The sequence below is a fragment of the Actinoallomurus vinaceus genome, assembly GCF_039542055.1.
Taxonomy (GTDB): domain Bacteria; phylum Actinomycetota; class Actinomycetes; order Streptosporangiales; family Streptosporangiaceae; genus Actinoallomurus; species Actinoallomurus vinaceus.
The window spans coordinates 49679-64105 of record NZ_BAABHK010000002.1; the positions used below are offsets into that span (position 1 = coordinate 49679).

A 14427-nucleotide genomic window follows, 5' to 3' on the forward strand; every position below is an offset into this window, starting at 1 on the left:
TTCAGCGGAAAAGGCGTCTGATCCCCTTCCTGTTAGGGTGTCGCGCGCGACAGGCTGGTGCCGGGGGGAGGGGTGTGGATGCCCAAGCCGCTGCAGACCGGTGACCCGGGTGAGCTGGGTCCGTTCCGGCTGGAGTCCCGGCTGCACGAGTCGGCGGCCGGCATCGTCTACCTGGGCTCGGATCCGCAGGGCCGCCTGGTGACGGTGGCGTTGCTGACGACCGCGGCGGCCGGGGACGCGGCGGCGCGTGACCGGTTCCGCGCGGCGATCGCGCGGGAGACGCCGCCGCCGGATCCGGTGCCGCGGGTGCTGCCGGAGCCCGGGCCGGGTGAGCCGGCGCCGGTGGTGGCGGCGCTGGCCGAGGGCGGGGCGCCGTGGGTGGCCACGCCGTACGAGGAGGGGCGTCCGGGCGCGGAGCGGTTCTTGGAGCCGGTGCTGCTGCGGCGGGGGTGGACGGGCCGGGTGCGGCGCGGCCCGTCGTTCCAGGCCTACTGGGCGTCGGGTCCGGCGGGCCCGGCGGTGGGTGTGGAGGGGCCGCCGGTGTCCGGTGGGGCGGCGGCGCTGGCGGATTCGAAGGGGCTGGCGACGGCGGTGCTGTCGCTGGCGGCGCTGTTGGCGTTGCTGGCCCTGCTGGTGTTCCTGCTGTTCTCGTGTGAGCCGTCGCAGCCGACTCCTCCGCAGCCGACCGACACGCCGGCGTCGACGCCGGTCAGTCCGGAGCCGTCGCCGTCGACGACGTCGGCGCGGCCTTCGCCGTCGCCGGGCCGGTCCTCGTCCCGGACGCCGCGTCCGACGCCGAGCGGCGGCGGGCAGGACACCGCGAATCCGGCCGGTGGTCCGCTGGGCGTCCGGGGCCGGCGCGGCTGATCCCGTACGGGCGGAGATGCGGCGAAATGTGGTTGCCTGTCCTGGCCGTGGGCGGCGAGCATGGCGTCATGGTGCAGAGCCTGATCTTGTTCATCGGGGCGGCGATCGTGGTGGCGATGGTGCCCGGGCCGAGTACGGCGGTCATCGTGCGGGAGTCGGTGCGGTCGGGGCGTCGCGCGGGCGTGGCGGTGATGCTGGGCAATGAGGCCGGGGTGCTGCTGTGGGGGATGGCGGCGGTGTTCGGCCTGTCGGCGCTGCTGCTGGCCTCGCGGATCGCCTATGACGTGATGCGGTTCGCCGGCGTCGTGTTCCTGATCACGATGGGGGTGCGGGCGCTGTGGCAGGCGCGCCGGGGCAGCGCGGAGGCGGGGGAGGGCGCCCCGGCGGCGGCCGTATCGCATGGGCGGCTGTTCCGGCTGGGACTGCTGACGAATGCCGCGAACCCGAAGGCCGGGGTGTTCGCGGTGTCGTTCCTGCCGCAGTTCGTGCCGCACGGGGTGGCGGTGATGCCCGCGCTGGCGCTGCTGGCGGTGGTGTGGGCGCTGGTCGATGTGGCGTGGTACCTCGGGGTGATCTGGCTGGCGGGGCGCGCGGGCCGGGTGCTGCGCAGTCCGCGGGTGCGGCGGCGGATGGAGCAGGTGTCCGGTGTGGTGCTGGTCGGCCTGGGGGTGCGGCTGGTGACGGACTCGCGGTAGCGGCGTCCGTCCACAGGGTCGTCCACAGGGTCGGGCGTCGAACATCCCGCGATGTGCCTTTTTGCCGGAGGGGGCGGCCGATGGTTTTCCACAGGTGTGGTGGGCGGCCGGGCTGGTGAAAGGCGGGGCAAGGCCGGTAAAGCACTGGTCAGGGTCCGGAGGGCCCGTTCATCGGCCGCGTGATTGCGGGCATTGCTGTTGTCGGGCGGGAGTGCGCCGACGGGTGAGGTGGCGGGAGACGGGGCCCGGGCGGCTCCGCGGAACGGAGCCTCGCTATGCACGGGAACGCGGCGATCTTCGCCGGGGAGTTCATCGGCACCGCGATCTTGATTCTGATGGGCGATGGTGTGGTGGCGGCCGTGCTGCTGCCGCGCTCCAAGGCGTTCGCGGGCGGCTGGATCGTCATCACGTTCGGGTGGGGTTTCGGCGTGCTGGCCGGGGCGTACTCGGCGCTGAACCTGTCGGGCGGGCACATCAACCCGGCGGTGACGCTCGGCATCGCCGTGTACGGGGGCCAGATCTGGGGTGAGGTGCCGATCCGGATCGTGGCGCAGATACTCGGTGCGATCGTCGGCGCGGTGCTGGTCTGGCTCGCCTATCTGGGGCATTTCAAGGAGGCGGAGGAGCCGACCCTGGGGGTGTTCTCCACCATCCCGCAGATCCGCGACTACGTGCAGAACCTGGTCACCGAGATCATCGCCACGTTCGTGCTGGTGTTCTTCATCCTGGCCACGGGCCTGCAGCAGGGCCCGGTCGCGAAGATCGCCGCGACGGGGCTGGGTGTGCTGCTGGTGTCGCTGCTGGTCGTGGGGATCGGCCTGTCCCTGGGCGGGCCGACCGGCTATGCCATCAACCCGGCGCGGGACCTGGGTCCGCGGATCGCCCACGCGTTCCTGCCGATCCCGAACAAGGGCTCCTCGGACTGGGCGTACGCGTGGATCCCGGTGGTGGGCCCGATCGTGGGCGCGATGGCCGCGGCCGGCGTGGCCCGCCTGGTGTTCTGAGGGGCGGCCGCGCCGGCCTGCCCGTCGTCCGAGGCGCCGGGGACGCCGTTCCGCGAGACCGGCAGGCCCGCCGCCCGGGCCGAAGGGCCACATCAGCGGTGACGTTGGTCCCGGCCGCGAATGCGACTAGCGTGGTGTGCATAACCAACAGATCAGGGGAGCCGGTGACCCGGCCAGCCGAGGACACCCTCCTCGAGTAAGCGGACCTTGTGAATGACGACCGCAGCGCGCGGGTATGGGCATCGATCAACGCCGTAGCCCATGGGGAGGCGACGCGCGTGTCGGTCCGGCACGCCTGCATCGCCTGTACCCGGGCGATCGTGGCCGCCGGCGCGGGCCTGTCGCTGATCCGGGACGGAAGGCTGCACGAGCCGGTGTACGCCACCGATCCGCTCAGCCGGGAACTGGAAGAACTGCAGTTCACCCTGGGAGAAGGGCCCTGCATGGACGCGGCCGCCGGAGACCGGCCGGTGCTGGTCCCGGATGTGGCCGCGGAGTGGGCCGGACGACGGTGGCCGATGTTCGCGCCGGCCGCCGCGGACCGCGGCGTCGTCGCGGTCTTCGCCATTCCGGTCGCCGCCGGTGCGGTCCGCCTGGGTGTCATGGACCTGTACCGCCGGCAGATCGGGCTGCTCACCCGTGAGGAGTTGGCCGAGGCTTTGACCTTCGCCGACGCGGCCCTGGTGCTGGCTCTGGATCATGGTGACGGAGTCGGTGCCGGCTTGGACGACCTGTTCGACACTGACTTCGCCGGACTCCGCGTGGAGGTGCATCAGGCGGCCGGGATGGTCGCGGCGCAGATCGGCGCGAGCGTCACCGACGCGTTCGCGCGGCTCCGCGCGCACGCCTATGCCCAGGACCTGCGGTTGGCCGACGTGGCCGCGGAGGTCCTGGCCCGGCGGCTGCGGTTCGGGTCCGACGGCCGGCCTGGCGGTGGTCCGCGGTACGACGGCGGGACCACCGGACCCCGCGGAGGAGAAAGGAGGTGAGATCGGATGACCACATCGGACCGGCGGGTGCGTGACGTCTTCGTGGAGCTGACCGACACCCTGGTGGACGACTTCGACATCATCGACTTCCTGGACCGGTTGGCGGCTCGAGGCGTGGAACTGCTCGACGTCACGGCCTGCGGCCTGCTCCTGGTCGATCACCGGGGCAATCTCAACCTGGTGGCCGCCTCGACCGAGCGGGCGCGGCTTCTGGAACTGCTTCAGCTGCAGAGTTCCCAGGGCCCGTGCCTGGAGGCCTATCGGAGTGGACGGCCGGTGCACTGCACCGATCTGTCCGGCGCGGACGCCACCGCCCGGTGGCCCCGTTTCGCCCCTGCCGCGGCGGAGGCCGGGTTCACCAGCGTGCACGCACTGCCGATGCGGCTGCGCACGGATGTGATCGGCGCGATGAACCTTTTCAGCGTCGGCCAGGATCCTCCCGACGAGGCGACCATCGAGCTCGGCCAGACACTGGCGAACGCGGCGACGATCGGCATCGTGCACCAGCGGGCCCTTCACCACCGCGAGATGGTGACCGAACAGCTCCAGGGCGCCCTCAACAGCAGGATCCTCATCGAGCAGGCGAAGGGCTTCGTGGCCGAGCGCGAGGGCGTCTCGGTCGATGACGCGTTCGTCGCCCTGCGGGAGTACGCGCGTTCGGGCAACAGCAAGCTGGTGGAGGTGGCCGAGGCCGTCATCGACGGCAGGCTCTCGGTGCCGTCCCGGGAACGGGCCCGGCAGAGCGAGGAGTGAGCGCGGGTGGGCCACGGTCCGCTCACGTGCCGGAACCGGAGGTATGCTGGCTGCAAGTAGGTGGCAATGCCGCTCCAGACCCTGGCGACATCCACGGGACAGTGATGGATCCCTGGGGGAGGACCGGCAGATGAGTGAACGATCTGATCCGTCCCGGCTCGCCGCGTCCAACGGACACGGGACGGTGTCTCGATTCGCGACCGTGAACACGACGTCCGACGCCGTCGCCGACTCCTGCGCGGTGATCATATCTCGGCTGCTCGCGGTCGGCCTGGACCTGGAGATGGCGCTGGGATCGCGGCGGCGCGACCAGGCCGCCCGGCGGATCCGGCGGGCGATAGGCGAGATCGACGCCTCTCTCGTGGAACTCCACCGGACGGTGCTCGACGCCGCGGTTCGCCGATCCTCGGGCGATGGTGAGGCCGTACGGGCGCCGAAGCCACCGGCGGCGGAGAGCCCGCACCGGTAGGGGCGAGCCGGACCGGCATGCTCGCTCAGCCGGCGGTGACCTGCGCCTTGAGCCCGGCGCGTTCGCGGACCGCGGTGAACGCCTCGGCGGCGCGTTCCAGCGGCACCTGGTGCGTGATCAGGTCCTGCGCGGTGATGGCGCCGGAGCCCATGAGCCGTAGCGCCGGTTCGAATGTGTTCAGCACCGCCATGGAGCCGATCACGCTGATCTCGTCGTTGTAGACCTGGAACGGTGAGACCGACAGCCGCGCCTCGGCCGGGCTCACCCCGAAGACCAGCAGGGTGCCGCCCCGGCACAGCGCCGGCAGGGCGGCCTGGGTCGCGGCCGGGACACCGGTCGCGTCGATGACGTGCTCGAAACCGACGTCCCGGCCGCCGAGGACCTCTTCGACGCTGGTGGCCACGACGTCCGCGCCGAGTTTGGCGGCTCTGGACAGCCGGGCCGGGTCGGTGTCGACCATGCTCACCCGCACGGCGCCGCTGCGGCCGGCCGCCTGGGCGAGCAGCAGGCCGATGGTGCCGGCGCCGATGATGAGCACCTCGCCGCCCGGCGGGATCGCGAGCCGGCGCAGCCCGTGGACCACGCAGGCCAGCGGCTCGACCAGCGCGCCCGCCGCGTGCGACATGCCCTCCGGGAGCGGGTAGACGTTGGCGGCCGGCACCGCGACGTACTCGGCGAACGCGCCGTCCACGGTGTCGCCGATCGCGTTCCAGTTCAGGCACAGGTTGCCGCGCTGCCGCTTGCAGTAGACGCAGTGCCCGCAGAACAGCGACGGGTCGACGGCCACCCGGTCGCCGGCCGCGACGTCGGTCACGCCGGCGCCGAGAGCCACGACCTCACCGGCGAACTCGTGGCCCGGGATGATCGGGTACGGGGTGGGCGGGAACTCCCCGTCCAGGATGTGCAGGTCGGTGCCGCAGACCCCGACGGCCCGCGGGGCGATCAGGACCTGGCCGGGCCCCGGCGCCGGATCCGCCACGGTCTGGACGGACAGCGAACCCGGTGTGGAAATGACGGCCGCACGCATGAGGGGCTACCTCCAAACCGAGATTTCCACGCTAACCCCTCCTGACGTGCGGGAACAACCAGGCAATACCAAAACCAAAACTGCGTAGATTTCACTAGAACATACTGCTGTCACGTTTATGGCAACGTTTAATGGATGATATTCCGTCTGCTTTTTTCTGCACCGTCGGGAGGAGCAGTGGATCGTGATTCATCCCGGCTGAGTGATTCATCCCGGCCGAGTAGGCGTGAGGTCCTTCGCGGCACCCTCGCCGCCGGAGCCTCCCTGAGCCTGGCCGGCGCCCTGGGCTCCTGCGGCGCGCACGGCGACGTCCGCCGCGTCAGGGGTGGAGACCAGTGGCGCCAGTTCCAGGGCGCCACGTTGAACTTCATCTCCGAGAACACCGCGCCGACCGCGGCGATCGCCGCGAACGTCCGCCCGTTCACCGACCTGACCGGCATCAACGTCAAGATCGTGACGCTGGAGCTGAACGCGGTGACCCAGCGGGTCGCCCTGGACCTGGCCTCGGGCGGCGCGGAGTACCAGGTGATCTACGCCGACCCGTACCAGATCCTCGCGCCGTACCGGAAAGGCCTGGTGGACCTGCGCACGCTGCAGGCCGACCCGAGCCTGCCGAAGGTGCCCGGGGGAGTGGGGGACTTCATCCCCACCCAGCTGGACGCCGCCGGCCGGTTCGTCGACCCCCACGCGATCTACACGCTGCCCTACGACGCGCCGACGATGATCTGGCACTACCGGCGTGACCTGTTCGACCAGTACCACGCCCGCATGGCGCACGACCTCGGCTTCGACCCCACGCCGGGCGGCGACCGCACGTGGGAGGAGTACTTCAAGATCGCCCAGTGGTTCAACAAGAACGCCAGATCCGACGTCGCTTACGGCACCGGGCACCAGGCGCGCCAGCACGACTCCCTGATGAACGACTTCAGTAACGTGCTGTGGTCCTACGGAGGGGACTACTTCGACAACGGCAAACAGGTCGGGCGTCTCGGCGCGCAGGACCCCGGCCCGTGCCGGCTCGACTCGGCCGCCGCGATCGCCGCCGCGCGGTTCTACGACCGCCTGCTCGCCATCGCCGACCCGGCCTCCCGTACGTGGGACTGGGACGGGCTGGGCGCCGCGATGCGCGCCGGCCGCCTGGCGATGTGCCCGAACTGGCACGAGTACGCGGCCACCAACGAGCAGGTCATCCCCGGCAAGGTCGACTACGCGCCGCTGCCGAAGGGCCCGGCGGGCACCGCCAACATGTACGGCGGTACGGGCGTGGGCATCAACGCCAACACCCGCCCGCACGAGCGCGGCGCGGCCTGGCTGTTCATCGTGTGGGCGACCGCGCCCGCGACCCAGCTCGCCGACCTGAAGAGCAAGGCCGGCGGCGGCACCCCCACCCGTACGTCCGTGTACCAGATGCCGGAGGTCCGCGCGGCGGAGAAGCGGCCGTCGTCGATGCCGAACATGCTCACGGCGCCGGCGGTGACGCAGGCCTGGCGGCCCGACCGGATCGGCCTGCGGCCCAAGATCCCGATGTGGAACGAGTGCGACACCGCGATCTTCACGCAGCTGTCGCGGATGCTCACCGGCGAGGCGTCACCGGAGGAGGCCATGCGTTCGACGAAGAAACGGATCGACCGGATCGTCGCGCGAGGGTGGGTGGCGTAGATGGCGCACGTCGCGGACTCCTCACCGGTCCTGCACCGGCCCACCCGGCCGCAGGCCGCGCCCCGGCACCGGCGGATCGGCTTCGAGGGCACCATGATGGCGCCCGGCCTGATCCTGCTGGCCGCCCTGTCGATCGTCCCGTTCCTCGCCCTGATCGCGATGAGCTTCTCCCGGGTCCGGCTGCTCGGCGGGGTGCGCCTGCAGCCGGTCGGGGTCCGCAACTGGGCGCGGTTCTTCACCGACGCCGACATGTGGATGTCGTGGCTGCGGACCGTCGTGTTCTTCGTGCTCACCGTCGGGCTGGAGATGCTGTTCGGGGTGGCGCTCGCCCTGTGCCTGCACCGGGTGCTGCGCGGCCGTAACCTGCTGCTCAGCCTGGTGCTGCTGCCGATGTTCGCCGCGCCTTCGATCGTCGGGCTGCTGGGCCGCTACCTCACCGACTCCACGTTCGGGCTGTACGCGTGGGTGCTGCGCTCCCTCGGGTTCAGCGGCGACATCCTCGGCGACCCCACCAGCGCCTTCGCCGCCGTCGTGCTGATGGACGTGTGGGAGTGGACGCCGCTGATCGCCTTGATCACCCTCGCCGGGCTGGCGAGCGTCCCGCAGACGGTGCGGGAGGCCGCCGCCGTCGACGGCGCCTCGTTCTGGATGACGCTGCGGTTCATCATCCTCCCGTCGATCTCCAACGTGCTGCTGGTGGCCCTGCTGATCCGCTCGATGGACGCGATCCGCTACTTCGACATCATCTGGGTCACCACCAACGGCGGTCCGGCGGACGCCACCAAGATCGTCCCGATCCGGTTGTACGAGACCGCGTTCCGGTTCTTCGACCTGGGCTACGCCGCCGCCATCGGCCTGGCGATGCTGGCCTTCTCGATCTTCATCGCCCGTACGTTCGTGCGGCTACTGGACACCAGGGGGCTGACGCGATGAGCACTCCCATGACCCCGCCGCCGCCCCGGCCGGGCGGTGCCGGGCAGGCCGCGCTGAAGGAGCGGCGTGAGGTTCCGGCCGCCCCTCCCGGGGTGCCGCAGTCCCCGCTGGAGGCCGCGAGCCGGCGCTCCCGGTGGGGCGTGGCGCTCATCATCGCCGTGGCGATGCTGTGGACGCTGGTGCCGCTGGTGTGGATGCTGCTGTCGTCGTTCAAGAACCGCAAGGACGTCACCGCGGCCACCCCGCAGGTCGCGTTCGCCCCGACCCTGCAGAACTACCGCAACCTGTTCACCGGCTCGAACAACCTCACCCCCTACATCTGGCACAGCGTGCTCGCCGCCGGGATCTCCGCGCTCCTCGCCGTCGGCCTGGGCGCGCTCGCCGGGTACGGCCTGGCCCGCACCCAGATGCACGGCAAACGGCACCTGGCCTTCTGGATCATCTCGACCCGGATGGCGCCGATCGCGGCGGTCGTCGTCCCACTGTTCCTGATCTTCCGCGGGCTCGGGCTGATCGACTCGATCCCCGGTCTGGTGCTGGCCTACCTGACGTTCAACCTGCCGTTCGCGATCTGGCTGATGAGCGCGTTCTTCGCCGACGTGCCCCCGTCCCTGGAGGAGTCCGCGCTGGTGTCCGGCTGCACCCGCTGGCAGGCCTTCCGCACGGTCGTCCTGCCGCTGACCAAGTCCGGGCTGGTCACCACGTTCGTGCTGTGCCTGGTCTTCGCCTGGAACGACTACGCCTTCGCCGTGGTCTTCTCCGGGCCGAACTCCCAGACACTGCCGATCGCCGCCTCCCAGCTGGTCACCCAGACCGGCATCGACTGGGGGCAGCTCACCGCCATCGGGACGATCGTCGTCGTGCCGATGATGCTCGCCGGCCTGGCCGTGCGCCGCTGGCTGGTCACCGGCCTCACCCTCGGCGCCGTCACCGGAGAGTAGGAGGCAGTCCATGGCCGGGCACACCATGCGCGCCGCCGTCCTCCACGACGTCGGGAAGATCACCCTCGAGGAGCGGCCCCGCCCCGAACCGGGCCCCCGCGACGTCCTCGTCCAGGTCACCGCGGTCGGCACCTGCGGCTCCGACGTGCACTACTACGAACACGGCAGGATCGGCGACTTCGTCGTCGAAGCCCCGCTCGTCCTCGGCCACGAACCGGCCGGGACCGTGACCGCCGCCGGCGCGGACGCCCGCCGGCACCGCCCCGGGCAGCGGGTCTCCCTCGAACCGGGCGTGCCCGACCTCACCTGCCCGCAGTGCCGCGCCGGCCGCTACAACCTCTGCCCGCGGATGCGGTTCTTCGGCACGCCCCCCGTCGACGGCGCCTTCTGCGAGTACGTCACCCTGCACGAGGAGTTCGCCCACCCCGTCCCCGACGCCCTGTCCGACGACGCCGCCGCCCTGATCGAGCCGCTGTCGGTGGGCGTGTGGGCCTGCCGCAAGGCGCGCGTCGCACCGGGCGCACGCGTCCTGGTCACCGGCGCGGGCCCCGTCGGGCTGCTGTGCCTGCAGGCCGCGCGGGCCTTCGGCGCCACCGACGTCATGATCACCGACGTCAACCCGGCCCGGCTCGCGCTCGCCCGCGACCTCGGCGCGACCACCGCCCTCGACGTCCGCCACACCCCCCTGGCCGACGCCGCGTTCGAACCCGACGTGCTCCTGGAATGCTCCGGTCATCCCCCCGCCATCGCCGAGGCCGTCCGCGCCGTGGGACGCGCCGGACGGGTCGTCCTCGTCGGCATGGGCGGGGAGCAGATCCCGCTGCCGCTGTCCCACGTGCAGACCCACGAGATCCAGGTGACCGGCACCTTCCGCTACGCCAATACCTGGCCGGCGGCCATCGCGCTCGCCGCCTCGGGACGCGTCCAGTTGGACGCCCTGGTCAGCGGCCACTACGGCCTGGCCGACGTCGAGCAGGCGCTCACCGCCGGCGCCCGCGACCCCACCCTGGTCAAAGCGGTCGTACGGCCGCAGGAGTGACCGGCCGCCACCCGTCGCAAGGAGGAAACAATGGCCCAGGTCGTTTACCAAGAGGCGACCCGCGTCTACCCCGGATCCGACCGTCCCGCGGTGGACGCCCTCGACCTCGACATCTCCGACGGGGAGTTCCTCGTCCTGGTCGGGCCCTCCGGCTGCGGCAAGTCCACCTCCCTGCGGATGCTCGCAGGCCTGGAACGGGTCGACCACGGGCGGATCTCGATCGGGGACCGCGACGTCACCCACCTGCCGCCACGCGACCGGGACATCGCGATGGTCTTCCAGAACTACGCGCTGTACCCGCACATGTCCGTGGCCGACAACATGGGATTCGCGCTGCGCGTCATGAAGGTCCCCAAGGACGAACGCGACCGCCGGGTCCGCGAGGCGGCGCACCTGCTGGACCTGGAGGAGTTCCTGGACCGCAAGCCCAAGGCGCTGTCCGGCGGGCAGCGGCAGCGCGTGGCCATGGGCCGGGCGATCGTCCGCGAGCCGAAGGTGTACCTGCTGGACGAGCCCTTGTCGAACCTGGACGCCAAGCTGCGCGTGCAGACCCGCGCCCAGATCGCCGGCCTGCAGCGCCGCCTCGGCGTCACGACCGTGTACGTGACCCACGACCAGGTCGAGGCGATGACGATGGGCGACCGGGTCGCCGTCCTCAAGGACGGGCTCCTGCAGCAGGTCGCCACGCCCCTGACCCTGTACCAGCATCCGGCGAACGTCTTCGTCGCCGGGTTCATCGGCTCCCCGTCGATGAATCTGGCGGAGTACCACGTCGAGGGGGAGGAGGCGGTCCTGGCCGGAGTGCACGTCCGGCTGTCCCACGCGACCCTCAAGGCCCTCACCGACGAGGGCGGCGACCGGGTCGTCGTCGGCTTCCGGCCCGAGGCCGTCGACGTGGTCGGCGAAGGCGACGCGGACTCCATGACGTTCCCCGTCAACGTCTCCGTCGTCGAGGAACTCGGCTCGGACGCCTTCCTGTACGGCCGGTACGCCGAGGCGACCGACCCGGCGCTGGCCGAGCACACCGTCATCGCCCGGGTCGACCCGAACGCGCCACCGGCCAAGGGCGACCGGGTCCGGCTGCGGATCGCGCAGGGCAAGGAACGGCTGTTCTCCGCCGTCACCGGCGAATGCCTGCCCACCTGACCGCCCGGCTCAACGAACCGGCGGCCACCCCCCGCCGCCGTGAGGACCTCACCCCCTGCCGGCCGGCGGCGGTGAGCCGAGCCCTCGGCGCCCCGCAGACCGCGGAAGCATGATAGGGAATCCCTATAACATCACCAATTTGTTCGCGCCTTGCCTACCCATTGTGTTGTTTCCAGATAATTCAGCAATAATGGCGATTGTGATGGCTCTCGGAACATCCAAGAGAGAGCGCCACATTAAGTTAGCCAATGCAATTTTCGTAAAGGGGGGACCCAACATGATGAGGAAGGCTTGTGCCGCTTCCGGCCTGGCGGCCGCGGCAGTGGCGAGCGCGCTGATGATCACTTCGCCCGCGTTCGCCCAGAGCGCCGCCGCGGCGCGCGGTGTCTCCGGCAGCGATATCAGGGGCAGCGGAAACCCCAGTGCCCTCCTGGCCGGGCGCGAATTCATCCCGAGAGACGACGGTGACGACACCACGAGTATCGGTGGCGTCGGCAACGTCACCGGCGGCTCGAGGAACGTCGGAGGCATTCGGAACAGCCGCGTATCCGACAGCGGCAACGTCGAGGACTATGACTACGGCGATTGATCGTGGCAGTTCCAGCATCTGGCCGCACCCGGGGCGCGGACCACTCCGCGCCCCGGGCGATCCACCGACCCCTCTTCGCCAGGTCCAGCCAACCGCACCCATTGGTACGTGAAAGAGCCTGATATCCACTGATTCGAATGGGCCAATGTATGGTCGGTGCGTGGACCCGCACATCAGCCTGGACGGTCCCGGCGACCTGGCGTCCCGCATCTACCACGGGCTGCTGGAGGCGATCCTGGACGGCCGGCTGCGCCCGGGGGAACGCCTGCCGCCCACCCGCGACCTCGCCCGCCGCCTCCAGGTCTCCCGCAACACCGTGTGCGTCGCCTACGAACGCCTGACCGCCGAGGGCTTCGTGACCGCCCGCGTCGGCGCCGGTACCTTCGTCGCCGCCGGGCAGGCCCCCGGCACGTGCCCCCGGTCCGCCCCCTCCGGCGACGCGGTACGGCCCCGGCCGCCCTGGGACTCCCCCACCCCCGCGCCGCACACCACCGGACCCCCGGCCGCCTACGACTTCGGCGTCGGCCTGCCCGACGGCGACCTGTTCCCCCTCGCCGCCTGGCGCCGTCTCCTCACCGGCGAACTGCGCGCCTCGGCCGTCCGCGCCTCCGGCTACGGCGACCCCGCCGGGCACGCCGGCCTGCGCGCGGCCATCGCCCGCTACATCGGGGTGTCCCGCTCTGTCGGCGCCGACGCCGACGACGTCCTGGTCACCCAGGGAGCCCAGCAGGCCCTCGACCTCATCGCCCGGGTCCTGCTCGCCCCCGGCGACCGCGTCGCCGTCGAAGAACCCGGCTACCCCCCGGTGCGACGGCTGTTCGCCGCCCTCGGCGCCCGGGTCACCGGCGTGCCCGTCGACGAGGAAGGCATCGACGTCACGGCGCTCCCGCCCGGCGCCCGCCTGGTGTACGTCACGCCCTCCCACCAGTTCCCACTCGGCACGCCGATGTCGGCCGCCCGGCGCACCGCGCTGCTCTCCTGGGCGGACCGCCACGGCGCCGTGATCGTCGAAGACGACTACGACAGCGAGTTCCGGTTCTCCGCCCGCCCGCTGCAGCCCCTGCAGAGCCTCGACCGCACCGGGCGAGTCGTCTACGTCGGCACCTTCTCCAAGACCCTGTCACCGATGCTGCGCGCCGGGTTCCTGATCGCCCCGGCCGCGCTGCGGCCGGGGCTGCGCGCGGCCAGGCAGCTCGCCGACTCGCACGGCGAGCCCGCCGCCCAGGCCGCCCTGGCCCGCCTCATCGACTCCGGGGAACTGGCCCGGCACGTCCGCAAGGCCACCCGGATCTACGCGGCGCGCCGCGAGCGCCTCGTCACGGCACTGGCGGAGGACTTCGCCGACCGGCTCGCGATCGTGCCCTCCACGGCCGGCCTGCACCTGTGCGCGCGGATGCGCCCGGGCGTCCGGGCCGACCTCGGGGGAGTACGCGACCGGGCCCGCCGGTTCGGCGTCGCCGTCGAGACCCTGGACGGCTACTGCGCCGGGCCGCCGCAGGCGGGCCTGGTGCTCGGCTACGGCCTCATCCCGGCCGAGCGGATCGGCGACGGCCTGCGGCACCTGGACCGCGCGTTCGGCGACGGGCGCGCCACCGAGCGGGCCTGACCGTCTCAGCGAGCGGGCCGGCGGCCCGCTCGCCGGACTGCTCGCGGGCCCGCGGGATCCGCCGGGCGCGTACGAAGGGCCGGTCCGCGATCGCGCCGGTCGGGCGCATCGTCTTGGCCGTGGGGCAGAGGAGAGCCCGGCGGAGGCGCGCAAGCCTCCGCGCCGGGGCCCGTCAGTCCTTCTCGAGCAGGCGCGCGATGGCGTCGGTGGCGTAACCGAACTCCGCCTCGGCGTCCAGGTGGGCGAACCGGCCGCCCGCCTCCGAGGCCGCGAACCCCAGGATGAACGTCGACAGCAGCCGCTCCGCCCGTACGACGTCGTCCCCGGCCAGACCCGCCTCGCGCAAGGCGGCGTAGACCGAGTCCCGTGGGCGGCGTGCCGCCGCGGTGACCGCCGGGCGGTGGAACAGCAGCGGGAACAGGTCCGGGTGCGCCCGGGCCACCGCCCGGATCCCGGCGGCCAGCTCGCGCAGCCGCTCCCGCCACGGCAGCTCCGGGTCCGGCACGGGGATCTCCCCGAGTAGGCGTTCGACCAGGCCGTCGAGCAGGCCCTGCTTGTCCCCGACATGCCGGTACAGCGCCATCGGCGTCACCCCCAGTTGCTCGGCGACCGCGCGCATCGTCACCGCCGCGAGCCCCCGCTGCGCCGCCAGGTCCCACGTCGCGTCGACGATCTCGCCGCGCGTCAGTCCTCTCCGGGCCATGGACCGC

15 protein-coding genes are annotated in these 14427 nt (G+C 71.9%); 13 read left to right on the forward strand and 2 right to left on the reverse strand.

Annotated features, from left to right (window positions below):
• Nucleotides 1-78 precede the first annotated feature (78 nt).
• The 6 genes from ABEA24_RS06205 to ABEA24_RS06230 all read left to right on the forward strand — a co-directional run bounded on the left by ABEA24_RS06205 (nucleotide 79) and on the right by ABEA24_RS06230 (nucleotide 4777).
• Nucleotides 79-867, forward strand: coding sequence for a hypothetical protein (locus ABEA24_RS06205; RefSeq protein WP_345429678.1), 789 nt, complete (start codon nucleotides 79-81; stop codon nucleotides 865-867).
• 26 nt (nucleotides 868-893) lie between these two features.
• Complete coding sequence (locus ABEA24_RS06210; protein WP_345429679.1) at nucleotides 894-1562, forward strand: LysE family translocator; 669 nt, start codon at nucleotides 894-896, stop codon at nucleotides 1560-1562.
• Nucleotides 1563-1837: 275 nt separating this feature from the next.
• Entirely contained in the window at nucleotides 1838-2566 is a 729-nt protein-coding gene (locus tag ABEA24_RS06215) for an MIP/aquaporin family protein (protein WP_345429680.1), read from the forward strand.
• A gap of 278 nt (nucleotides 2567-2844) precedes the next feature.
• Entirely contained in the window at nucleotides 2845-3555 is a 711-nt protein-coding gene (locus ABEA24_RS06220) for a GAF and ANTAR domain-containing protein (RefSeq protein WP_345429681.1), read from the forward strand.
• 6 nt (nucleotides 3556-3561) lie between these two features.
• Entirely contained in the window at nucleotides 3562-4308 is a 747-nt protein-coding gene (locus ABEA24_RS06225; RefSeq protein WP_345429682.1) for a GAF and ANTAR domain-containing protein, read from the forward strand.
• Between the two features lie 130 nt (nucleotides 4309-4438).
• Nucleotides 4439-4777, forward strand: a complete 339-nt coding sequence (locus ABEA24_RS06230; protein ID WP_345429683.1) for a hypothetical protein — start codon at nucleotides 4439-4441, stop codon at nucleotides 4775-4777.
• A 25-nt stretch (nucleotides 4778-4802) separates the two neighbouring features.
• On the opposite strand, the gene ABEA24_RS06235 is transcribed toward ABEA24_RS06230, so the two are convergent.
• A complete protein-coding gene (locus tag ABEA24_RS06235) occupies nucleotides 4803-5804 on the reverse strand; it encodes a zinc-dependent alcohol dehydrogenase family protein (protein ID WP_345429684.1) in 1002 nt (333 codons plus the stop codon).
• Between the two features lie 177 nt (nucleotides 5805-5981).
• Here ABEA24_RS06235 and ABEA24_RS06240 point away from each other — a divergent pair, with 177 nt between their 5' ends.
• The 7 genes from ABEA24_RS06240 (at nucleotide 5982) to pdxR (ending at nucleotide 13717) form a co-directional block, all read left to right on the forward strand.
• Nucleotides 5982-7463 (forward strand): extracellular solute-binding protein, encoded by a 1482-nt coding sequence (locus ABEA24_RS06240; protein ID WP_345429685.1) that lies wholly within the window; start codon nucleotides 5982-5984, stop codon nucleotides 7461-7463.
• On the forward strand, nucleotides 7464-8396 hold the full coding sequence (locus tag ABEA24_RS06245) for a carbohydrate ABC transporter permease (protein WP_345429686.1): 933 nt from the start codon (nucleotides 7464-7466) through the stop codon (nucleotides 8394-8396).
• Nucleotides 8393-9337, forward strand: coding sequence for a carbohydrate ABC transporter permease (locus ABEA24_RS06250; RefSeq protein ID WP_345429687.1), 945 nt, complete (start codon nucleotides 8393-8395; stop codon nucleotides 9335-9337). The genes ABEA24_RS06245 and ABEA24_RS06250 overlap by 4 nt, the downstream gene beginning before the upstream one ends.
• A gap of 10 nt (nucleotides 9338-9347) precedes the next feature.
• Nucleotides 9348-10376: an NAD(P)-dependent alcohol dehydrogenase gene (locus ABEA24_RS06255; RefSeq protein WP_345429688.1), complete on the forward strand. Its 1029-nt coding sequence runs from the start codon at nucleotides 9348-9350 to the stop codon at nucleotides 10374-10376.
• A 30-nt stretch (nucleotides 10377-10406) separates the two neighbouring features.
• Nucleotides 10407-11522 carry an ABC transporter ATP-binding protein gene (locus ABEA24_RS06260; protein WP_345429689.1) on the forward strand — a complete coding sequence of 372 codons (1116 nt, stop codon included), beginning with the start codon at nucleotides 10407-10409 and terminating at the stop codon, nucleotides 11520-11522.
• A gap of 190 nt (nucleotides 11523-11712) precedes the next feature.
• Nucleotides 11713-12111: a hypothetical protein gene (locus ABEA24_RS06265; RefSeq protein ID WP_345429690.1), complete on the forward strand. Its 399-nt coding sequence runs from the start codon at nucleotides 11713-11715 to the stop codon at nucleotides 12109-12111.
• A 160-nt stretch (nucleotides 12112-12271) separates the two neighbouring features.
• A complete protein-coding gene (pdxR, locus tag ABEA24_RS06270) occupies nucleotides 12272-13717 on the forward strand; it encodes a MocR-like pyridoxine biosynthesis transcription factor PdxR (RefSeq protein WP_345429691.1) in 1446 nt (481 codons plus the stop codon).
• A 172-nt stretch (nucleotides 13718-13889) separates the two neighbouring features.
• Here the strand turns inward: pdxR and ABEA24_RS06275 are convergent, their stop codons facing one another.
• Nucleotides 13890-14420: a TetR/AcrR family transcriptional regulator gene (locus ABEA24_RS06275; protein WP_345429692.1), complete on the reverse strand. Its 531-nt coding sequence runs from the start codon at nucleotides 14418-14420 to the stop codon at nucleotides 13890-13892.
• Nucleotides 14421-14427: the final 7 nt, after the last annotated feature.